The sequence below is a fragment of the Rummeliibacillus sp. SL167 genome, assembly GCF_007896505.1.
Taxonomy (GTDB): Bacteria; Bacillota; Bacilli; order Bacillales_A; family Planococcaceae; genus Rummeliibacillus; species Rummeliibacillus suwonensis.
The window spans coordinates 848100-870838 of record NZ_VCBM01000001.1; the positions used below are offsets into that span (position 1 = coordinate 848100).

The 22739-nt window shown below is 35.3% G+C and carries 24 protein-coding genes and 1 other annotated feature; of the genes, 18 read left to right on the forward strand and 6 right to left on the reverse strand.

The genetic code is table 11. The features are described from left to right. Positions 1–228 precede the first annotated feature (228 nt). Positions 229–1029 carry an ATP-binding protein gene (locus FEZ13_RS03825; protein WP_146551532.1) on the forward strand — a complete coding sequence of 267 codons (801 nt, stop codon included), beginning with the start codon at positions 229–231 and terminating at the stop codon, positions 1027–1029. A 42-nt stretch (positions 1030–1071) separates the two neighbouring features. On the opposite strand, the gene FEZ13_RS20390 is transcribed toward FEZ13_RS03825, so the two are convergent. From FEZ13_RS20390 to FEZ13_RS03840, 4 genes are all read right to left on the reverse strand, one after another. After that, a complete protein-coding gene (locus tag FEZ13_RS20390) occupies positions 1072–1287 on the reverse strand; it encodes a CPBP family glutamic-type intramembrane protease (RefSeq protein WP_186725754.1) in 216 nt (71 codons plus the stop codon). Beyond that, positions 1224–1592, reverse strand: a complete 369-nt coding sequence (locus FEZ13_RS03835; protein WP_146551534.1) for a hypothetical protein — start codon at positions 1590–1592, stop codon at positions 1224–1226. Before FEZ13_RS03835 ends, FEZ13_RS20390 begins: the two co-directional genes overlap by 64 nt. A 177-nt stretch (positions 1593–1769) precedes the next feature. Further along, positions 1770–1943, reverse strand: a complete 174-nt coding sequence (locus FEZ13_RS19335) for a hypothetical protein (protein WP_186725885.1) — start codon at positions 1941–1943, stop codon at positions 1770–1772. A 289-nt stretch (positions 1944–2232) separates the two neighbouring features. Beyond that, positions 2233–3027 (reverse strand): enoyl-CoA hydratase/isomerase family protein, encoded by a 795-nt coding sequence (locus tag FEZ13_RS03840; protein WP_146548608.1) that lies wholly within the window; start codon positions 3025–3027, stop codon positions 2233–2235. Between the two features lie 328 nt (positions 3028–3355). On the opposite strand from FEZ13_RS03840, the gene FEZ13_RS03845 reads away from it, so the two are divergent. The 4 genes from FEZ13_RS03845 to FEZ13_RS03860 all read left to right on the forward strand — a co-directional run bounded on the left by FEZ13_RS03845 (position 3356) and on the right by FEZ13_RS03860 (position 9250). After that, complete coding sequence (locus tag FEZ13_RS03845) at positions 3356–4129, forward strand: alpha/beta hydrolase (protein WP_146548609.1); 774 nt, start codon at positions 3356–3358, stop codon at positions 4127–4129. A gap of 310 nt (positions 4130–4439) precedes the next feature. Continuing rightward, complete coding sequence (locus tag FEZ13_RS03850) at positions 4440–5606, forward strand: exonuclease SbcCD subunit D (protein ID WP_146551535.1); 1167 nt, start codon at positions 4440–4442, stop codon at positions 5604–5606. Next, positions 5603–8683: an AAA family ATPase gene (locus tag FEZ13_RS03855; RefSeq protein ID WP_146551536.1), complete on the forward strand. Its 3081-nt coding sequence runs from the start codon at positions 5603–5605 to the stop codon at positions 8681–8683. Before FEZ13_RS03850 ends, FEZ13_RS03855 begins: the two co-directional genes overlap by 4 nt. A gap of 213 nt (positions 8684–8896) precedes the next feature. After that, complete coding sequence (locus FEZ13_RS03860; RefSeq protein WP_146551537.1) at positions 8897–9250, forward strand: LPXTG cell wall anchor domain-containing protein; 354 nt, start codon at positions 8897–8899, stop codon at positions 9248–9250. Positions 9251–9322: 72 nt separating this feature from the next. On the opposite strand, the gene proC is transcribed toward FEZ13_RS03860, so the two are convergent. After that, positions 9323–10141, reverse strand: coding sequence for a pyrroline-5-carboxylate reductase (proC, locus tag FEZ13_RS03865; protein WP_146551538.1), 819 nt, complete (start codon positions 10139–10141; stop codon positions 9323–9325). Between the two features lie 285 nt (positions 10142–10426). Beyond that, positions 10427–10641 (reverse strand) — a binding site (T-box leader). Between the two features lie 122 nt (positions 10642–10763). On the opposite strand from proC, the gene FEZ13_RS03870 reads away from it, so the two are divergent. The 7 genes from FEZ13_RS03870 to FEZ13_RS03900 all read left to right on the forward strand — a co-directional run bounded on the left by FEZ13_RS03870 (position 10764) and on the right by FEZ13_RS03900 (position 18060). Further along, a complete protein-coding gene (locus tag FEZ13_RS03870; RefSeq protein ID WP_146551539.1) occupies positions 10764–11708 on the forward strand; it encodes an MBL fold metallo-hydrolase in 945 nt (314 codons plus the stop codon). Then, positions 11695–12447, forward strand: coding sequence for an SDR family NAD(P)-dependent oxidoreductase (locus tag FEZ13_RS03875; RefSeq protein WP_146551540.1), 753 nt, complete (start codon positions 11695–11697; stop codon positions 12445–12447). The genes FEZ13_RS03870 and FEZ13_RS03875 overlap by 14 nt, the downstream gene beginning before the upstream one ends. A 698-nt stretch (positions 12448–13145) precedes the next feature. Beyond that, complete coding sequence (locus tag FEZ13_RS03880; protein ID WP_146551541.1) at positions 13146–14357, forward strand: argininosuccinate synthase; 1212 nt, start codon at positions 13146–13148, stop codon at positions 14355–14357. Further along, positions 14354–15736: an argininosuccinate lyase gene (argH, locus tag FEZ13_RS03885; protein WP_146551542.1), complete on the forward strand. Its 1383-nt coding sequence runs from the start codon at positions 14354–14356 to the stop codon at positions 15734–15736. The genes FEZ13_RS03880 and argH overlap by 4 nt, the downstream gene beginning before the upstream one ends. 698 nt (positions 15737–16434) lie before the next feature. Further along, on the forward strand, positions 16435–17145 hold the full coding sequence (locus FEZ13_RS03890) for a cytochrome c biogenesis CcdA family protein (RefSeq protein WP_146551543.1): 711 nt from the start codon (positions 16435–16437) through the stop codon (positions 17143–17145). 29 nt (positions 17146–17174) lie between these two features. Beyond that, positions 17175–17534 carry a response regulator gene (locus FEZ13_RS03895; protein ID WP_146548619.1) on the forward strand — a complete coding sequence of 120 codons (360 nt, stop codon included), beginning with the start codon at positions 17175–17177 and terminating at the stop codon, positions 17532–17534. 25 nt (positions 17535–17559) lie between these two features. Further along, positions 17560–18060: a CcdC family protein gene (locus FEZ13_RS03900; protein WP_146551544.1), complete on the forward strand. Its 501-nt coding sequence runs from the start codon at positions 17560–17562 to the stop codon at positions 18058–18060. Positions 18061–18196: 136 nt separating this feature from the next. Here the strand turns inward: FEZ13_RS03900 and FEZ13_RS03905 are convergent, their stop codons facing one another. Then, positions 18197–18628 carry a DUF2621 domain-containing protein gene (locus tag FEZ13_RS03905; RefSeq protein ID WP_146548621.1) on the reverse strand — a complete coding sequence of 144 codons (432 nt, stop codon included), beginning with the start codon at positions 18626–18628 and terminating at the stop codon, positions 18197–18199. A gap of 106 nt (positions 18629–18734) precedes the next feature. Between FEZ13_RS03905 and FEZ13_RS03910 the strand changes: the two genes are divergently transcribed. From FEZ13_RS03910 to FEZ13_RS03935, 6 genes are all read left to right on the forward strand, one after another. Then, a complete protein-coding gene (locus FEZ13_RS03910) occupies positions 18735–18953 on the forward strand; it encodes a DUF1659 domain-containing protein (protein ID WP_186725755.1) in 219 nt (72 codons plus the stop codon). A gap of 32 nt (positions 18954–18985) precedes the next feature. Continuing rightward, the gene (locus tag FEZ13_RS03915; protein ID WP_146551546.1) at positions 18986–19201 is read left to right on the forward strand and encodes a DUF2922 domain-containing protein; all 216 of its coding nucleotides are present in this window, start codon (positions 18986–18988) and stop codon (positions 19199–19201) included. 255 nt (positions 19202–19456) lie between these two features. After that, the gene (locus tag FEZ13_RS03920; RefSeq protein WP_146551547.1) at positions 19457–19579 is read left to right on the forward strand and encodes a YvrJ family protein; all 123 of its coding nucleotides are present in this window, start codon (positions 19457–19459) and stop codon (positions 19577–19579) included. Between the two features lie 105 nt (positions 19580–19684). Next, positions 19685–20284, forward strand: coding sequence for an SCO family protein (locus FEZ13_RS03925; RefSeq protein WP_146551548.1), 600 nt, complete (start codon positions 19685–19687; stop codon positions 20282–20284). A 256-nt stretch (positions 20285–20540) separates the two neighbouring features. Next, positions 20541–21017 (forward strand): IS200/IS605 family transposase, encoded by a 477-nt coding sequence (gene tnpA / locus FEZ13_RS03930; RefSeq protein ID WP_146551549.1) that lies wholly within the window; start codon positions 20541–20543, stop codon positions 21015–21017. A gap of 296 nt (positions 21018–21313) precedes the next feature. Beyond that, complete coding sequence (locus tag FEZ13_RS03935) at positions 21314–22657, forward strand: ISL3 family transposase (protein WP_146551469.1); 1344 nt, start codon at positions 21314–21316, stop codon at positions 22655–22657. Positions 22658–22739 lie beyond the last annotated feature (82 nt).

A 22739-nucleotide genomic window follows, 5' to 3' on the forward strand; every position in this document is an offset into this window, starting at 1 on the left:
TTGATCCCGCTTTAACGGGCAGTAAGACCCACACCTCAAGGTTTAGAGAAAAACGAGAAAGACGAGTGTGGGAACAACTGCCCGTAAAAGTCCGATTGGTTCAGCTAACCATCAGTGGGGGATGAAGAAAACCCCCACTGATGGAAGCTTCACTTTATTGGAAAGTGTTCACTTAATTACTCAGCTGATTTTTTACGTTTAAAATAAAGATGAATAGGTGATATACAATTGAAAATATATTCATTGAGTGGGCCAAGTGGAACTGGTAAAAGTACTTTTGCATTGTTTTTTGCACATGATCATGATATCGCTGGCATTATTGATGATGGTCTTTTTATTGTCAATGGTAAGAAAATTGCTGGTACGTCTGCAAAATTTGAAAAAAGTGCCTACAAAGCAGTGAAAAGGGCCATCTTTTCAGATGAGGATCACGCAAAAGAAGTGCAAAATGCCATTAAAGCGCAGCAAATCGACAAATTATTAATAATAGGCACATCTGATCGAATGACAGATAAAATTGCACAAAGATTAGCGATCGGAGAAATTCAATATTACTATCATATTGAAGATTTAAAATCTTCTAGTGAACTGAAATTAGCAAAATTTATTCGTAAAACAGAGGGCAAGCATATAATGCCTATTCCTGTTATAGAAGTTGAGCAAAATTTTTTCAAACGATTCATACAAAGAGGAATGGAAATTTTCTCAACCAAAAAAGAAAAGATTGGTGAAACAACTATTGTTCAACCTGATTTCCATCAGGCTACTGGTCATATTGATAAACAATACTTTAGCCAAATGATTCAAAAGACTTGTGAAAAAGAAAAAATGGTTGGGAAGGTAACAAAAGTACAATTTGTACTATTACCGGCACCAAAAGTTTCGGTTAGCCTTATTTTACAAGGACCCATACAGTTGGATCAACAACTGCCTATTAGAGAATTACAAGAAAATATACGGAATGCTTTTGATCAAGAATTTGAACTGGAATTACAGAGCATTGATATAAATTTAGTGTCCATTCAGTAGGATTAAAAACTAGGGACTGATAAGCCAAGAATGCCCCATGTGTCAAATCGGGTAGTGTATAAGCAAAAATAATAATGATGTAATTCCGTTTGCCTTCCAAAAAGATATCCTGCTGTTAATTTCTTTTAGGATAAACCCCCTAAAAACCATTTCTTCTGTAATACCTACAATTAGAAACCCATCAAGATAGCTGTCTAATGGCAGTAAAAAATGAAATGTTTCTTTATTAATGAGATAGACTTCAATGACAAAACGCAAACCAATAAGTGTAGAAAGAATGATACCCCAAAATAATCCTTTTTCACATGAACGTTCATATGAAAATAATCAATTGGCTTTATTTTTAGATCATATTTTACATAAAGCCCAATAGGAACGATCCAAACTAAGATTTTTGCTGTTGCTTCCAGCAAAGCATAAGCTGTTTCTTCAAATAAATGAAAGTAATCAATGAACCACAACTCTTTCAAAGCCCAAATAAAGTAAAAGAAAAGCAGATATAAAATGAGCGTTTGCACATTACGATTTTTAACGTTATTTTCAGCCTTTGAGATTAATTCCATTTTCTCCTCCTAAATCTTAAATTGATTTAACAGGCATGTTGATTTCACAAAAATTAGGAGTACCTGCTTGGTGTAATTTTTGAAAAACCCTGTATTTTAGGAACATTTATATAGATTGGAGCGGAGACTTGCTCGGTCCTCGATTAGGCATGCGCATTTCCTTCGTGCGGTGTGGATTCAGGAAGTCCAGTCAATGTCCCGCGGGAAAAGCGAATAGATGAGACCCCGCAGCGTAGCGATTAAGGAACGGAGTTGTAGTGCGCCACGTCCTGTGGCAACAACTCCGTGACCAACATCCTGTTGTCCCCAGCATTCGCCCGCATGAGTCGTGCAAGTCGGAGTGGAAATCAACGAATTACCCTATTTTTATGGATTATATTGGATAATCAACACGCCTGATACCAATTTTTGGTTTTTTATAGGTTTTAAGAGATATACAAAAAGCATGAATAATTCATATACGAATTATTCATGCTTTTTGTGTGCGATTGAACCACATTTAATTTTTGTCCCTCTTAAAAGAGAAGAGAAGCCATTCTTTTTACATTAAAGCCTTTGTTTTTCCAAATTCTATAGACTTGCATGAATATTAGCTAATAACTTTTTAGCAAGATAGAAAAACAATTTAGATAAGGATTATTTATGATATTCGCGTAAATTGAGGTGGTCTTTTTTCAACGAAAGCGCGAACACCTTCTGGAAAATCCTTTGCGTCGACAAATGGAGTAGAACTTTTCCAAAGTACGGGTGCGGAATCGATACATTCTTGAACAGATTGCTTCACAGCTAATACAGAAGCTGGTGACATCGAAGCCACTAATTTTCCAAGTCTTATGGCATAACGATCTAAATCCTTTTCTTGTGTGACATAATTCAACATTCCAACTCGATAGGCTTCTTCCGTTTTTAAAAACTTTCCTGTATATACTAAATCTTTTGTCATACTTGGACCTATAAGGTTCACTAAACGTGCTGCAAATTTATTGTTTAACGTAATACCTAATTTTCCAACAGGGATACCAAGCTTGGCTTTCTCTGAACCAATGCGAATGTCACATGCAAGAGCCAATTCAAGACCAGCTCCCATCGCAGGGCCATTAATGACTGCAATAGTTGGTAGTGGTAAATGTTCGATGGTGGAAATCGTTTTTTCCATATGAACGAATGCTTCTTCTGATTTTTCCAATGAAATGGAATTGAATTCTTTAATATCTGAACCAGCAGTGAACTGTTGACCATATCCTCTTAAGAGTAAAACTTTATTTTTAGAATTTTCTAACGCCTTCAATGCTAGTTTTCGTAGTTCATCCCACATAATCGCCGTTAGTGCATTTTTAGCTTGCGGACGATGTATTGTAATGATGGCTAAACCTGCTGTTTCTTGATAAATGATTTTTGCATCTTCTTTTTCCAATCTTGTTGTAGAAACTTTCATCATAATCCCCCTATTTTTTAACGTACCTCTATTATATAACAGAATAAACTGTTATAGATTATTTTTTTATGACTAAAAATTTTAAATCATCGGAGACGACATTTAGAACATTATAATTATAACTAAAACGCATAATAATTTATGAAATAATATAGTGTACATTATGAGTAAAAGGTGTTAGTCTGTATGTAATATAAAATGTGAACAAAAATTGAGCGCCTACGAAAAAAAATGCGGAATGATAAACTTTTTAATTGACAATAATATTTTTAGTGGAAAAGGAAAATTATCATATAGGCACTCAAAATAAAAAGGAGTTCAAGAAAAGATGAAGCTATTAGCACCGCAACCATTTACATTTGAAGGAGATCATCGGGCTGTCTTATTACTGCATGGTTTTACGGGAAGCACAAAAGATGTGAAGAAACTAGGCCAGTATTTAAATAAACAGGGTTATACATGCCATGCACCAATGTATCGAGGGCATGGTGTAAGCGCAGAAGAAATCTTAAAATATGGTGCAAAATATTGGTGGGAAGATGTAACGAGAGGGTATCATCATTTAAAAGAATTAGGATATGAAGAAGTTGCTGTTGTTGGTATTTCTCTAGGCGGTGTATTTACATTAAAAGTGGGTGCCGAGTTTCCGGTAAAAGGTGTTGTTTCAATGTGTGCGCCAATTAAACGAAGAACAAAAGAGGGTTTGTTTGAACGTTTATACAATTACGCAAGAGTATACAAGCAAATTGAAGGAAAAGATGAAGAGCAAATCGAAAAAGAACTAAAGACATTAGAAAAACTCCCACGAGGAGCTATTGATGAAATCCAAAAAATGATTCAGCATACTTCTGAAGAAATTGAAGAGATTCATGCACCAACACTAGTGTTACAAGGTAAATTGGATGATTCTTTATACCAAGAAAGCGCTCCCTATATTTATGATACAGTTGAAACAGAAGATAAAGAAATTATCTGGTATCAAAACTCTGGTCATATCATTACTTTGGGAAAAGAACGAGATAAGGTATATGAAGATGTATTGCATTTCTTAGATGAATTAGATTGGTCAAAGGGTGCAAAGGATAAAAAACTTCACGCATAGAGAAGAGTGCTAGCATAGGCGAACGCAATGTTCTGATAGATGTTTGAATGGAAGATAGATATATGATTTTAATGACTCGTTATGAATTTTCATAGCGAGTTTTTTAGATTTTGGCTAAATATCCATAAGATTTTTAAATTGATATAACAAAGAACGTTTGTTCTATTTTACGAATTATGATAGAATATATGTAATCACTTTACTTTGTTTAATGTAAGAACCGTCATCATCTTTCGTTTGTCACATTACTAGCTGAAAAAGTCGATAATATCCTTATAGAGTTAATAGTTTTAAAGATTGGAGTGATCATATGAAGATTTTTCACACAGCAGATTGGCATTTGGGAAAATTGGTACAAGGTATTTCCATGATCGAAGACCAAGCGTTTATTTTACAGCAATTTTTGCAAGATATTGATGAAGAAAGGCCTGATGTAGTCGTTATAGCAGGAGACCTATATGATCGATCGGTTCCAGCTACGGAAGCGGTGGCGTTATTAGATGATATCTTTTCGGAAATCGCTATCAAACGAGATATTCCAGTCGTCGCTATATCAGGCAATCATGATAGTCCAGGACGTATTCACTTTGGCTCACGTTTTATGGGGGCAAAAGGTCTCCATATTATGGGGAATTTATCAAAGGATTTAAAACCTGTTGTGTTACATGATGAATTTGGTGAAGTTCACTTTCACTTAATTCCTTATACGGATCCCTCTCATGTACGTTATTTATATGCTGATGATACGATTAAAACTCAACAAGATGCAATGGCAAAAATTATAGCAAATGTGGTTGATTCACTGGATTCAAGTGCCAGACATGTATTAGTTGGACATGCTTTTGTGACGAAAGATGGAGCCGATGAAGAGAATGCTACTGATGCAGAGCGCCCATTATCAATTGGGGGTTCAGAATGTATTGATGCCAAGTTATTTGAACCATTCCATTACACAGCGCTTGGTCATTTACATCAAGCTCATTTTGTAGATTCTGAAAAAATCCGTTATTCGGGATCGCCATTAAAATATTCTATTTCAGAGGAAACACATAAAAAAGGGTATTTAATGGTCGACTTATCTGCTGATGGCTCCATTCGTGTTACCAAAAAAGAATTAATACCAAAACGAGATCTTAAAACAGTTGAAAACACTATGGAAGAAATTTTAAAGTCGCCAAAAAGCGAAGATTATGTTTTTGTAAAACTATTAGATGATACCCCCATTATTTCACCTATGGAAAAAATCCGTTCTGTCTATCCAAACGCGATGCATGTTGAACGTGTCATTTTAAAAGATTTTAGTGATGTACAACATGAGATTGTATCGCGTCAAAAAATGGATGAAATGACATTATTTACATCATTCTATCGAGAAATTTTAGGAAAAGATGCAGATGATGAGACTATTGAGCTTTTCCGAGAAGTACTGCAAGAGGAATTATTATTACAACGTGAAGTGGAGGTGAAAAATGTATGAAACCGTTAATGCTGAAACTTACTGCTTTTGGACCATATAAGGATACTGAAATAATTGATTTTAGAGAATTAGGAGAACATAAATTATTTGTGATATCCGGATCAACTGGGGCAGGCAAAACAACTATTTTTGATGGTATTTGTTTTGCTTTATATGGTTCCGCAAGTGGTGAAGACCGTGCTGATATGAAAGAAGTTCGTAGTGATTTTGCAAATGAAGATACACATACTTCTGCTGAATTAATTTTTTCAATGAAGGGGAGAACATATCGAATTTTGCGTCAGCTTGCTCATAAGAAAAAGGGCAATAAAAGTGCAACAGGAGATAAATTAGAGTTTGTTGAAATTCTTTCTGAAGGAGAAAGACCTGTTGTTGAATCACAAAAAGTAACCGAAATCAATCAAAAAATGGAGGAAATTATCGGTTTATCAAAAGATCAATTTAAACAAATCGTGATGTTACCTCAAGGTGAATTCCGTAAGTTATTGACCTCTGAAACGGAAAATAAGGAAGCGATTCTTCGCAAAATATTTAAAACGGATTCTTATCGTCATTTAGCAGATCGCTTAAAAGAAAAAAAGGATGAGGCTGAAAAAGCATTAACAAGTGCAAAGTCTATTCAACATTTACATATTGAACATATAAAAACGGCATTACCCAAACGTCAATCATCATTACAACAAGTTTTATCTTCAGAACATTTGAATATCTACCAATTGGTAGATGCCTTAAAAGAAGAAATCGAATTCTACTCAAATGAGCTGCTGCAGAAAGAAAAGGTACATCAGGCAATCGTATTTCAAACAGAAGAACAACAAAAATTAGTTGTGGAAACAAAAGAATTCAATAAACGTTTGCGTGCGTATCAAGATAAAGAAGAGCAATTGGGATTGCTAGAGCAACAATCTAAAAGTTATGAAGAAATGAAACAGAAGATAGATGCTGCGAAAAAAGCCAGTCATATCATTCCTTTAGAAGAACACTATTATGAGAATGTTCGTTTGAAAAAAGAAAAGGAGCAGGCGTTCAATCATTTACAAGAATCCTATCAGACTGCCAAGACAGCCTTGGAACAAGCCATCCACCTTTTTGAAAATGAAAAGATTAATCAACCAAAAATCGATGAACTGACGATTGAATTGGCGTCATTTAAAAAACTTGAAGAAACGTTTAGCGAATTAGCAAAAGCAGAAAATTTATCAAAGCAACAGCAACAAATTATTGACCAAGACAATAAATCCATAGAATTATTAAAAAGAGAAGTGGGAAATTTAAGTCAAGTACAGTCTCAACAAGTCTGCACAGTAGCGAGTTTAACCCAACAATTAGTTCCATTTGATGAAAAAAATGAGCAACTTTCACTATTAAAGGAAAAAACGTCGGCGTGGCAAAGCTGGCAACAACAATCAACGGCATTAAAACAGCTTCAAGATTTGGAAGTAGAGAAAGAACGTATTTATCATCAGTACACTGCACAGTACAAAATTGAGGAAGGAAAATGGCTAAGCAATCAGGCAACTATCTTAGCGGCACAACTGGTGGATGGACAACCTTGCCCTGTATGTGGAAGCATCGAACACCATCCTATCCAAGCAGCCCATAGTGAAAGTGGGGTTAACGAACAACGGCTTTCTAAATTGAGATCACAGGCAGAACAAGCAACTAATCAGTATTTTGAGTTGCATGGTAAGGTCCAAGCTAGTGCACAGCTGCTTCGTCAATTCGAAGAAAAGTTAGCCCTTTTAGGAGTGGAAATAAAAGACGGGCAACAATTATTGACGCAATATCAACGACTCCAATCAGAAATTCAACAACTCAAGCAAAAAAAGAAAGAACTTGATCAAGTACAAACTCAAAAACAACACATAGATGCGCAATTAGAATTACAAGCTCAAAAACAACAAAAATTGGAACAAGACAAGAATGCTCACTTGGAAAACTACTATGCGGCACAGGCAAAATGGAATCGTATTCAAAAAGAAATACCTGAAACCATTTCATCGATTCAAGTGCTTCATACAAAGATCCAAACCACTACTGTCCAACGAACCCAGCTAAAGGATCGTTTTGAACAGGCACAGCAACAAGTGGATTTGATGCATCGCCGAGTAGTATCGTTGGAGGCTTCTATTCAAAGTGCCGAACAAAGTAAAATAGAAGCACAAGATGCTTTGGAAGTAGCACAAAATCGATTTAAGGAAGCGGTCTTAGCAGCTGGATTTGAAAGGGGAAGTGACTATCAAGCAGCGCGTATACAACCAGATGTATTAGAACAACTTGAAATACAATTGACGGATTACATGAAACAAAAATATGCTCTTCAAGAACAATTAAAAGATGGTGCTGCTGATTTTGCAGGAAAGACCTTAAAAGATGAAGTACAATTAGAAAAACAATTAGAAGAACTTCGACAACATTCCATGAAGGCAAGTGATGAATTGCACAAAACAAAGCAATATCATTTAGATGCTATACAATTAGCAGGGAATATTGAAAAAGTCAGTCATCAGATTGCCGCACTTGAAAGAAAATGTTCTAAGATTATTGATCTATATGATCTGCTTCGTGGACAAAATGATATGAAAATTTCATTTGAACGATATTTACAGATCGAATATTTAGAACAAATCATTCAAGCTGCGAATGAGCGCTTAAAGCCAATATCTAACGGACAATATCGACTTGTTCGAAGCAATCGACAAGAGGCAAGGGGAAAACAAAGTGGATTAAGTTTAGATGTGTATGATGCGTATACGGGACAGAATCGAGATGTGAAAACATTATCGGGTGGAGAAAAATTTAATGCATCATTGTCACTTGCTTTAGGCATGTCGGATGTTATTCAGTCCTACCAAGGTAATATCCAAATAGAAACGATGTTTATTGATGAAGGATTTGGTACTCTTGATGAGGAAGCTTTAAACAAAGCAATTGATACATTAATCGAACTGCAAAACACTGGTAGAATGATTGGCATCATTTCGCATGTAGTTGAATTGAAAGAAGCTATGCCAGCCTTATTAGAAGTGAAAAAAAGTAAAGAAGGATACAGTCATACTAAATTTATCATCAAATAACTATATAATCCCTTAAATATTAGAATATAAATTCAATAATATTAAATTACGGCTTTCAAAACCTTTTGTAAGAAAAAAGCCTTATTTTGCAAATTTTTTATAAAAGATTTGTAAAGATTTATAGTTAAAATAGACAAATAGGTATATAATGTACCGACGGGGCCAAAAAGTTCCTTTAATATGATTAGAATTTTATAATAGAGGGGATATAAAATGTTTAAACAATATATAGTTGCTATGATGATTAGTATTTTTGCTGTAGGCTTCAGTTTTTCAAATGGCAATACTGCAAATGCTGCAACTTCTATTCATCAACCAAATACTATTGAAACTACCAAATCGGTCATTACAACGGTTTCTAAACCAACTAACCATATAAAAAAAGAAACAGCATCATCAAATGATGCTGAATTTGTTCAAGACACATTACCTCAAACCGGTGTTGAAGCAAATCATTCTGGATTGTATTTCTCTATTGCGGGTTTCTTCTTGTTATTAGCTGTTTTTACAAGCCGATCTAAATCATCTGGTCGCTACACTGTTTCCTCTGATAAACATAAAAAGTAAACCAAAAGTGGTTTACTTTTTAGTCTCAACCTTGTTAGTTCATTCTCAATAACGAATGAATCAACAAGGTTTTTATTTAGCTACTTTAACGGCAGCAAGTTCTCGAGATTTTGCTTCTGCATTTTGGATACATGCGTCGATCGCATCTACAAAATGATATTCTTCTAAAGCTTTAATGCCCGCTTCAGTTGTGCCGCCAGGGCTTGTAACTTTTCTGCGTAATTCTGTTGGTTCCTCGTTCGATTGTTTTAGCATCTCAGCAGCACCAGCAATTGTTTGAATAGCCAATTGTCGTACCACTTCTTGAGATAGACCAAATTTTACACCAGCTTGTTCGAATGCTTCCACTAGATAATAAAGATAGGCCGGACCACTTCCAGATAAGGCAGTGACTGCATGCAACTCGTCCTCTTTCACTTCAATGACTAAACCAATTGCTTCAAGCATTTGCATAAATTCTTCTCTTAGAGAAGCTGTAACAGATTGATTGAATGCAACCCCAGTTGCTGACATACCAATGGTTGCAGAAGTATTTGGCATAATCCTTGCGATTGGTCTTATACCTAGAGTTTGTTCGATTGTGTTCATAGAAACCCCTGCTACTACAGATAAAATAGCTGTATTTGATGGCAAAAATGGTGATAATTCATCCATTACTTGCTGAATATCCTTTGGTTTCACTGCTAAAATTAAACAATCAGCTTTTTTCACAATTTCGCGACTCCCACAAACAATTTGTACGCCATAGGTATCTGCTAATCGTTGAAGCTTTTGTTGATTAGACTTATTCATGACATAAATGCATTTGGGCAAAACAACACCTTCTTTAACCCAGCCATGAATTAATGCTTCAGCCATTGAGCCAGCACCAGCAAATACAATTGTCTCCATTTTAGTCGCCTCCTCATTTTTTAAGCTTTCATAAGCTCATTTTACGAATTGTCTCCATCTTTCAAGCATTTTCGGATGGGGACATATGCATTTTTTACAAATGGTTCTGTTATACTTCATCAATGATAATGGACAAGTTTTCATACTATGCAAAAGGAATGATCCTAAAAGAAGGAGGAAAAGTGATATCTTCGACTGAGTGCAGCGTATAAGTGCTCAACTGTAGCCAATAAATAAAGTATTTTTTAACAGAATTTGATAAATAAAAAAGCATTTCCATCCTAATTTAAGGACGAAAATGCTTGATTCCGCGGTACCACCTTGTTTTGCTACATGAAAAAATAGCACAACTTCATTTCCTCTTTATCGCAGAGAAACGACCGTGTTTCCACAGTTGCTCAGAAGTAGGTTCCAAAAAAACAGGTTATGCGACTTACAGCCGATGGTCACATTCTCTGAAAACTTATTATTTTTGTACTATTCTTCATCTTCGCTTTGCATATGTAAAATGAGTATAGTGAATCTAACATGGTTTGTCAATGTAAAAAGATGACGATTATTAAAAAAAAATGTACAATAAAGTGAATAGTTATTCATTTTAAAAAGAAAAAGGGGACTAACGATGATTCATAAAATTATTTCACCTGTACCTTTCCCAGAGGGGACTGTGAATTCATATTTAATAAAAGATGATGTGTTATCAATCGTTGATGTGGGAACTAAAACACCAGAAGCATTGGAAGCTATAAAAAAGGGGATCAAGGATGCTGGATATCAAATGGAGGATATCGAACAAGTCATTTTAACACATCATCATCCAGATCATGTCGGGTGGATAGATGCTTTTCCGAACGCAAAGGTTTTAGGGCATATTTATGTGGATGCATGGCTTCGCCGAGATCCTGTCTTTATCAATTCACATTATGATTTTTACTTGGATAGATTAAAAGAAGAAGGCGTTCCAGAAGAATATTATTTTTGGGCAAAAAAGATGACAAGATCTATAGAGATGCTTGGAGAACGTACATTAACGAGTGTTATCCATGATGGAGATGAAATTCCAGGACACAAAGGTCTTATCGCTATTGAAACACTAGGGCATGCACAAAGTCACTTTGTTTTTTGGAATGAAGAAAAAAAAGAAATGATTGGTGGAGATCTATTAATTGCGAATATTTCATCGAACCCACTAATTGAACCACCACTTAATCCAAAAGCAAAACGGGCAAAATCCCTACTACAATATAATGCATCACTGAAAAAACTATTAACTTTACCAATTGACAAAATTTATAGTGGGCATGGGAGCGAAATTACTAATGTTCAAGAGTTAGTCCGTGAAAGACTTGAAAAACAACATATAAGGGCTATGAAAGTTTTAAAATTATTAGAAGAACGTCCAAAAAATATTTTTCAGATCAATGTAGAAATTTTCCCTATACCTTACAAATCTCAACTCGGTTTAACTTTATCACAAACTATTGGACAGATTGATTATTTATTAGATCAGGATTTGATTACAGAAGTAAAAGATGAGAATGGTGTATATTGGTATGCTAAAAAATAAAACGATCTTAATAACGGGGGCAACATCAGGTGTTGGGCAAATCATTGCAAATAAACTAGCGGAGAAAGGGCATCATGTTGTTGCAACAGGAAGAAATAAAAAATCTTTAAATGAATTGGCAACGAATAATATCGTGACCATTCCAAGCGATTTATCTTCTCCGTTGGGGGTACATCATCTTATCAAGCAGCTTCCACAACTTGATATTGCTATTTTCTCTGCTGGTATTGGTACGTTTGAATACGTAACTGAAATGGAAGATGAAGACTTACTAGAAATGTTGCATGTCAATGTTCAGGCACCTATGCTATTAACAAAATATATTGCGCAGAGGATGAAAGAGCAAAAACATGGTCAGCTTATTTTTATAGGTTCGCAGGCAGGAAAGATTGCAACACCAAAAGCATCTGTATATGCAGCGACAAAACATGCGATGATAGGTTATACGAATGCATTGCGATTGGAACTGGCTCCATATCATATCCATGTCACCTGCATTCATCCAGGACCTATTGATACACCTTTTATAGATCATGCAGATAAGACAGCTTCTTATAAACAAGCGATGAAGCATGTATTATTGCAGCCCGAAAAAGTTGCCGATGCAACGATTCGTACAATTGGTAAAACAACTAGAGAAGTTAATTTACCAAGATATATGTGGATTTCAAGTAAACTATATGCAATTGCTCCAAGTATTGTAGAAAAGGTAGGGAAACGTTTCTTTTATAAAAAGTGAATATTGTATGCTATATACATTTATTGCATGAAATTTTGCGTGTATTGTTCAAAAATCCTGTTCAAAAAGCGGATTCTCATTCGAATGCAATATAGGTGTAGGCTTTCCATATATGAGTCGGAAACTCCTCATTATGCAAAGATCATATTGCCATGTCATAGAAGGATTTCCACTATGTGATTTTCACTAGCTCATTTGCTTGTGCTGCCATTTTTCAGTTTCAGCTTATATAAAATGAACTTTCACCAATAATATATACGAGTCTATTTTAAAACTAAATTAATGAAAGAAGTTAACTTAGTTTTACTTAATACAAGAGTAAAGATGTCATGGATTTTGAAAAGGCGCTTTTCTTCAGGCAAGTTCGAAAACTCCGTAATTGATCATACAAGTAAGATCCTCTCCTTCAAAACTTCTGTAAAAAGCAGGAGGATAAGTAGAAGGATCAATTGCCTGTAAAAGCTTGATCAACTCACTTTATATACAGTGAGGATGAAGAAAAATCTTCCTTGTGTGAAGTTTCACTTTACGATCAAAACCTAAATTTTAAAGTACTTTAGCTTAAATTGATGGTCATTTTAAAGTTTTAAAAAAATGCAAGAAAATACACTTGTATTCATTTTTATTACGTGTTAAGATGAATGCATAAATATTATATATCAACGCATAAACATACAGTGACTATGGAGGAATGCAATATGGCGAAAAAAATAGTATTGGCTTATTCAGGCGGTTTAGATACATCTGTAGCAATTCAATGGTTGAAAGACAAAGGCTATGAAGTAGTAGCTTGCTGTTTAGATGTAGGTGAAGGTAAAGATCTAGATTTTGTACAAAAGAAGGCACTTGAAGTTGGTGCGGTTGAATCTTATATCGTTGATGCAAAAGATGAATTTGCTGAAGAATACGCATTGATCTCATTACAAGGACATACTTGGTATGAACAAAAATATCCTTTAGTTTCTGCTTTATCTCGTCCTTTAATTTCTAAAAAACTAGTAGAAATTGCAGAAAAAACGGGCGCAGTCGCTGTTGCACATGGTTGTACAGGTAAAGGAAATGACCAAGTTCGTTTTGAAGTTTCTATTAAATCACTAAATCCTAATTTAGAAGTAATCGCTCCTGTTCGTGAATGGGCTTGGAGTCGTGAAGAAGAAATCGATTATGCAAAGTCTAAAAATATTCCGATTCCAATCAATTTAGACAGTCCATTCTCTATCGACCAAAATTTATGGGGACGTGCAAACGAATGTGGTATTTTGGAAGATCCTTGGGCTGCACCACCAGCAGATGCATATGATTTAACAGTAGCACTTGAGGATGCACCTGATACAGCAGATGTCATTGAAATCGAATTTGAACAAGGTGTTCCAGTTGCGCTTGATGGCGTTCAATATAAATTAGCGGACTTAATCTTAAAACTAAATGAATTGGCTGGTAAACATGGTATCGGACGTATTGATCATGTTGAAAATAGATTAGTTGGTATTAAATCACGTGAAGTTTATGAAATTCCAGGTGCACATACATTACTTCTTGCACATAAGGAACTTGAAGATATTACGCTTGTAAAAGAATTGGCTCACTTTAAACCAGTAATTGAAAAAAAATTAACAGAGCTTATTTATGATGGTTTATGGTTTTCCCCATTACGTGAAGCAATCCAAGCATTCTTAAAAGAAACTCAAAAATATGTAAATGGTACAGTTCGTGTGAAATTGTTTAAAGGTCATGCAATTGTAGAAGGACGTAAATCACCAAACTCTTTATATGATGAAAAATTAGCTACTTATACAAAAGATGACGAATTCAACCATGCTTCAGCTGTAGGCTTTATCGAATTATTTGGTCTACCAACTAAAGTAAACGCAATGGTCAACAACAAAGGAGCAAAGAAGGTGCAAGCATGAGTGGTAAACTTTGGGGAGGTCGCTTCCAAAAGTCCGCTGAACAATGGGTAGATGAATTTGGGGCATCCATCGGGTTTGACCAACAGCTTGTAACGGAGGATTTAGAAGGTAGTATTGCCCATGTAACCATGCTTGGTGAAACCGGTATCCTTACAAAAGATGAAGTCAACACGATTAAAGACGGTCTAGAAAAACTAAAAGCTAAGGCACAAAACAATGAGCTTACATTTTCAGTGGAAAATGAGGATATCCATTTGAACCTTGAAAAAATGCTAATCGATTTGGTGGGTCCTGTAGGAGGAAAACTTCATACAGGGCGTAGTCGCAATGACCAAGTTGCAACAGATATGCATTTATTCCTGAAAAAACGTGTAACAGAAGTAATTGAACTGATTACAAAATTTCAAGAAACGATTATCGCACAAGCACAAGCGAATATCGATACATTAGCACCAGGATATACGCATTTACAGCGAGCACAGCCAATCTCTTTTGCACATCATTTAATGACGTATTTTTGGATGTTGGAACGAGATAAAGAACGATTTAACGAGTCGGTTAAACGTATAGATATCTCTCCACTTGGAGCAGGGGCTCTAGCTGGAACGACATTTCCAATCGATCGTGAATTGAGCGCACAACTAATGGGCTTTTCAAATGTCTATCAAAACAGTATGGATGCTGTCAGTGATCGTGATTTTATCGTAGAGTTTTTGAGCAATAGTTCATTATTGATGGCACATTTATCAAGATTTGCAGAAGAAATTATTCTTTGGTCAACTGAGGAGTTCAAATTCATCGAGTTAGATGATGCATTCTCAACGGGTTCAAGTATTATGCCACAAAAGAAAAATCCTGATATGGCAGAACTGATTCGCGGGAAGGCAGGTCGTGTATATGGCAATTTAATGGGCTTGCTGACTGTGTTAAAAGGAATTCCGTTAGCTTACAACAAGGACATGCAGGAAGATAAAGAAGGTATGTTTGATACACTTCATACGATTATTGGTTCTCTTAAAATCTTTGAAGGTATGGTACGTACAATGACTGTTTCAAAGGATACTTTAAAGAAGGCAGTTCATCAAGACTTTTCAAATGCAACTGAACTTGCGGATTATTTGGCTACTAAAGGCATGCCATTCCGTGAAGCTCATGCAGTAACAGGAAAATTAGTATTTCTTTGCATTCAACGAGGTATTTACTTATTAGACCTTCCTCTTGAGGACTTGCAAGAGGCAAGCAATCTAATCGAAGCGGATGTGTACGATGTATTAGCACCGGAGACAGCTGTTAAACGTCGTCATTCCCTTGGTGGGACAGGTTTCGATCAAGTGAAGATCCAAATTGAAAAGGCAAAAGAAAAATTGTCTCATGCTTAAAACTCTACTATAAAGGGTAGATAAAATTGGAAGGCTGTCCACAGAGGGGGACTAATTCCATGAAGAAGCATACATAGTGTGCTACAGAAAAAGCCAGTTTCCAGAGGGAAGCTGGCTTTTTTGTTTAAAGTAAAGTATTTTATCCCGCGTTAACTGATGACGTTCAAAGCAAGAACTAAGTGTAGGTAATTACCTGCAATAATCTCATTGGATAAACTAGCATCCATAAAAAGATAAAGAAAACTCTATATAGGATATATTTAACTTTATAATTAAAATTTAAATATCGATTGTGCCGCATACATGTCTATTCCATTTTTTCCATGGATAATTTCTGTAACACGCGTGTTGATTTGATAAAAATTAGGCGTGTCTGTTTGACATAATTTTTGAAAAACCCTGTTTTTTTAAGCTATTTATTGTAGAAAAAATTGTTTTCACACCGCTTCTTCTGCTATAAATCAGGAAAAATAGCTCTAAATTCTTCTCATCGATAAGACGTATATTTTCCACGAATTCGTAATAGTACAAAAATATAAGATGAAATCCCATATAAATCCTTCGCTTTTATAGTCAAATAGCATTATAATAGTCGTAACATGTTAAATGTTCGAGAAAATTTCACAGTTAAAAGTTGAGAATTTTTATGTAAAGTTTGGTAACATGGTAGTAGAATTTATAAGGAGCGACATCTGCATATGAATACAGACATAAATTTATTTTTTGCCTTTGGGGCAGGTTTTTTAAGCTTTATCTCACCATGTACATTGCCTCTTTATCCAGCATTTCTTTCATACATAACTGGTGTTTCTTTTGATCAGTTAAAAAATGAAAAAGGAATGCTACAAAAAAGAGCAGTTTTACACACATTATTCTTTTTATTGGGCTTTTCTGTGATTTTTATCGCATTAGGCTTTGGAACAACCTTTGTAAAAAGTTTTTTTGTCCAATATGAGGACTTAATCCGTCAAATCGGGGGTATTTTGATTGTTGTTTTTGGTCTGATCATTACGGGGATTTTTACACCAGAGTTTTTGATGAAAGATCATAAATTCGAGTTTAAAAATAGACCATCAGGATATATAGGATCAATGCTTATTGGACTTGTTTTTGCAGCGGGTTGGACACCTTGTACAGGACCAATATTAGCTTCAATTATTTTGTTGGGTTCTACACATCCAGAGTCTGCGATGGGATATATGTTAGCCTACGTACTAGGATTTTCAATTCCATTCTTTGTTCTGTCATTCTTTATTTCACGGATGAATTGGATTCGAAGAAATAGCCAAAAAATCGTTAAAATTGGTGGTTATATCATGATTGCGGTAGGAATTATTTTGTTCTTTGATGGAATGACATACCTAAATCAATTATTAACACCAATTTTTGGTGGATTTCAGGGCTTTTAATTTTAGATTAATGTGATGGGGTGAAATTGTTGTCAACTGTATTAGTAGTAGATGATACGTTGTTTATGCGAAATGCTATTACAACGATGCTTGAAGAGGCAGGATTTGTTGTAATTGGAGAAGCAGAAAATGGAAAGCAAGCAATTGAGCAATACTTCAAATTACAACCTGATATCGTGACGATGGATGTTACAATGCCAGTCATGTCAGGATTAGAGGCTACAAAGGAAATCGTAAAAGATGATCCAAATGCAAAAATCTGTGTTGTTACTGCATTGGGGCAACAAAAGCTTATCTTACAAGCGCTTAAAAATGGAGCAAAAGATTTTATTACGAAGCCTTTTGAGAGGGAACGTTTAGTATCGACTATACGTCAAATGATAGAATAATTTTTTAAAGATAGGTGATTGTGAGATGTTAAGTTCAATTCCTTCTCAATTTATGCTAATTGGCTCTACTGTGGCTGTTGTATTAATGGGGATTATGATGATGATGATTCGTTCTAGATCATCCAAAAAACCTGCAAGTGTGAAAAAGATTATTATTCCACCAATTGCTATGTCATCAGGTGCATTTATGTTCTGTTTTGACTATTTTCATGTGGCATGGTCGCAAGTATTAGAGGCAGTTATTGCTGGTATAGTCTTTTCAACAGTTCTTATTGCAACCTCAAAATTCCAAGTTTTAGAGGATGAAGTTTATTTGAAGCCTTCTAAAGCTTTCTTTTTCATATTAATCGGCTTATTGGTTATTAGAACGGTTGCAAAGGTATATTTAAGTGGTTCTTTCCATCTTGGAGAGCTTGGTGGTATGTTCTGGATATTAGCCTTTTCGATGATTTTACCATGGCGTATTGCGATGTTGATCCAATATAAAAAAGTGGAAAAAGAATTACGCTTTTTACAACATAGTTGAATAATGAGTTTGTTTCAGAAGAGGTCTTCTTTGTCATATGATCTAGACAATCAAAAGCACGAATGCTGCTCAATCGGCATTCGTGCTTTTGACTTTTGAAGAATCTTGCTTCAAAGAGATTGTGGAGTCTAAGCTTTCATTCATCTAAAAAGTTTTCATAAGGAGAAATATCAATATCCATTTGATTTAATTTTTTCCGTAAGAATTTATGATCACGTTTTGGCGTGGCAAGTATGTATCCTCTAATGATTAAGTCAAAATCAATCTTCTTTGCTTTTTCATCTAATGCAAGTTGGCCAATTTTACCTGCAATTTTTTGTTTAGCAACATCACGAAATAGATCTGGAACAGGGCTAACTAATTCATTCAATAAATCCTTTTCTTCTTGATGCCACAAATGCAAAGTTTTGTTTACATAATAATCTTGCCAATCTAAAGTGGATTTACCATCATCTTTTGGCATGGATTTCAAAAATTTACGGAACATGAAGAAACCGCCGATTGCTATTGTGCCGATAAGTACGACCACCCAAAATAGTATAAACCACAAAAAAGGACCGTTTAACACCGCATTCACCTCCCTACTATTATAAAAGGTAAATAAAAAATTTGCACTCCTTGTCCTCTTTTGAAGGATGAAAGTCTATGTAATTAGTGAAAGAGAGGTGATGGAGATGGCGACGAAAACATTTGAAAAAGCAACACTACGTTTAAAATTTTCACAAGGTTTGAATGAAAAAGGCCAAGTCATTGAAAAAACAAAAACATATCAAAATATTTCAGAACAAGCATCATTGGATAACTTGGCTATCGTTGGAACAGCGCTTGCTAGTTTGTTTGAATACCCGTTTATCGGGACTAGTGTAGCAACGCAAGAAGCAATACAAGATTAATTCGAAAAGATGATAGTAGAGGAGGAAAAGAAATGGCAAAGGTACTGCAATTACAATTTAAAACCGCTAGTGGAGCAAACTGTTCTATCAGTGTTGATACACCTAAAAGTAATTTGACATCTGAAGAAGTATATCAAGTGATGGATACGGTGCTAGCAAGTAATGTATTTGCTATCAATGGTGCATCACTTTCAGAAATTGTAGGTGCTCGTTATGTAGAACGTACAGTCACTGAGATACATGCATAATGGATAAAGAGAAAGCTGCCTTTCTATCTTTTTGATAGTGCAGGCAGCTTTTTTAATAGCGCCTTAACGATAGGAAGACTTCACTTAGTTCAAGATTCCAGTAAAAGGAGAATATGCAGGGGAGCGGCAGCCTATAAAAATTAGGTCCCCCTCGTATGTACGCAGTTGGGATCAAGAAAATACGGTGTGAAGCTTCACTTGATAGCACACTTTTTGGAGTGTCGAATTGATGGGCACTAGGAAGGAGGAATTGTGATGGATGAATGGATTACGATGATTCAAGAAATGGGATTTCCGATATTTGTATCATTCTATTTGATGCATCGAGTTGAAACGAAACTTCAAGCAATTCACGATGCCTTGATGAATTTAAAATAAACTGATTGACTGTTTCACAAATTCGTCTTAAAGCTTTCAAACAGTGTTCTTGTAAAATGTGGTACAATTCGTTAAGATGAATGCAGATGAGGAGTGAAAGACAAAGTGAAAAAAAGATGGATCATAGCATCATTATTTTTGGTTTTATCTGTACTATTATCTGCCTGCGGTGGTAGTGAAAAGTTTAAAGCAGAAACGGACTGGAAAGTGCAAAACTTCAACTATACGAACCAAAACGGTGATAAGGTATCATTAGAAAGTTTGAAAGGAAAACCGTGGCTTGCCATGTTTATCTTTACAAACTGTACAAGTATATGTCCACCAATGACAAGAAATATGACAGATATCCAAAAATCTTTTGAAAAAAAGGGATTAAAAGATTACAAAATCGTTGGATTTAGTGTGGATCCTGATACAGATACACCTGCGAGACTAAAAAAATATATAGGGCAGTACCCTGTAGCAGATGATTCAAAATGGGATCTTCTAACAGGCTACTCTCAAGATGATATTGCTCAATTTGCATTAAAATCATTTAAAACATTAGTCAAAGATGATCCAAATTCGAATCAGGTCGTTCATGGATCAAGCTTTTTCTTAGTGAATCAGGATGGTATCGTAGTAAAAAGCTATAGTGGATATAAAGATGTACCGTATGATACAATTGCAGTTGATATGGAAACCATTATTGAAGACGGAAAGTAATCATAAAAAGACTTGCCGGTAGTCTTTTAAAAAATACGCCATACAAAAAGGAGGCCACTGAAAAAGTCCTTTCTGATTTTTATTGCGAGTATGAGAACGATCAATTCGTTCTCATACTCGCTTTTTTTTTGTAGAATTGAAAACCCCTTGCTATGCGAGGGGTTCTAAAAAGCTTTTAGCTATGGACAGAAAAAAAACCCCGGTCGTACAATGGAGTTAGGTCTAGCCAACCGACTCTGTACGAAAGGGGATCCAAATGGATAATAAAAGTTTAGCACATACAACATGGAATTGTAAGTATCACATTGTTTTTGCACCAAAATATAGAAGACAAATTATATACGGAAAGATAAGAGCAGATGTAGGAAAAATATTACGCCAATTATGTGAAAGAAAAGGCGTTGAAATAATAGAAGCAGAGGCTTGCCCTGATCATATTCATATGCTGGTAAGTATTCCACCGAAATTAAGTGTTTCATCCTTTATGGGCTATTTAAAAGGAAAAAGTAGTTTAATGATTTTCGACCGACATGCAAACTTAAAATATAAATATGGAAATCGGAAGTTTTGGTGTCGTGGATTCTATGTAGATACAGTAGGCCGGAACAGAAAAGTGATACAAGAGTATATAAAAAATCAATTGCAGGAAGATATTTTGGAGGATCAAATGACGATGAAAGAATTCATTGATCCTTTCACAGGTGAGGAAGTAAAACCTAAAAAGAGGAAATAAATAGAACCACTTTAGTGGTAGTGTGAGAACGGAGTGCGGTTGGCGGACCTTTCAGTATGTCTTTAGACATGGGCCAGTACCCCAGCGTTTCACGCGCAGAGCAAACCACCAGTTATACTGGTGGCTCTGATTCGGTTGTACAATTTATAACGTTGGTGAATGAAAATCACCTCCTCCTGAAAGTTGGAGAAGGTGACGGGATTTCATTAACGTTATTTTCTTTTTATAATAGAAAACAAGTGAGATTCCCTGTAGAATTAAAGTCGACTAAAACCATTATTCAGGAGGAAACTCACTTGTCATATTCTAATAGTATTAAATCTTTAATCGATATTCAAGACCCAAACATTACATTTGATGAAGATTGTGTTAAAGCAGGTACTTTTAAAGGAAAGGCTTGTAAATATATCAGTGGGACATTGACTTACAGCCCTACGCATTGTGTAAATTGTGGGGTTGAAAACACGAACTTTACCATTTATAAAAATGGGACTCAATTATCTCGTATTACCCTTCCTTTCACTGGGGTTAATCCGACTTATCTATTATTAAAAAAACAACGCTTTCTTTGTAAAAAATGCAACAACAGTTTCACGGCTAAAACACCCATAGTCGAACAAAATTGTTATATTTCAAAGAATGTTAAAGCACAAGTGATGATTAAATCTGCTGAAGCCCAATCACTAAAATCCATCTCTAAAGATTGTTCGGTTTCACCGACAACTGTTCAACGCGTGATTAATGAGGGTGCGAAACAATTCAAGCCCTATCATGCTAAACTCCCAAAACATCTTTCTTTTGACGAATTTAAATACGCAAAAGGTGCGATGGCTTTTGAGTATATCAATGTGTTGAATGGGGATATTTTAGACATTCTAGATCGTCGTGATAGCTTCGCCATTAAAAATCACTTCATGGTAAATTACAGTCTAACAGATCGCCAAAATGTAGAGACGGTAACGATTGATATGAATGCAGGCTATGTAAATGTCATTAAGGAATTGTTCCCAAATGCGAAAATCATTATCGATCGGTTTCACCTCGTTCAGTTAATCAATCGGTCCATGAATAAGTGCCGTGTCCATGTGATGAATCAATTCAGAACATCAAATAATGAAGACTTGAAAAAGTACCGTCGGCTGAAGCGCTACTGGAAGCTAATTCTTAAAAAGGCATCAGAGCTTTCTAGTGTTGAATACAAATACTACCCGCTATTTGGACAACGTCTCGAAATCAGTATCTTGGAGGAGATGTTGGCATATGATCCCGTATTAAAAGCGAATTACGAACTCTATCAAATTCTTTTAAAAGCAATGGAAACGAAAGATTTTCAACTGTTGGCGTCAAGCTTAGAAAATCCAGTTCAACCCTTCATTTCCAATTATATGAAAACTAGCTTAAAAACACTGAAGAAGCACCTTCCATACATACAAAACAGCTTTGGCTATCCTTATAACAATGGAAGAATCGAAGGGATGAACAATAAAATCAAAGTGTTAAATCGCGTGGCGTATGGTTATAGAAATTTCGATCATTACAAAAAGCGAATTATTTTACATTTTAAACTCAAACCATTTGAAACAGACTTTAAGAAAACAGAACAAAAAAGCCACGCCCCTAAGCAGTGTAAGGCTGCCTAAAAGCATGGCCAATCTTCCAATAATTAGTCGGCATATATTATTCACCAACGTTATTTGACAAAGAACCCTTTTTTCATTTGAA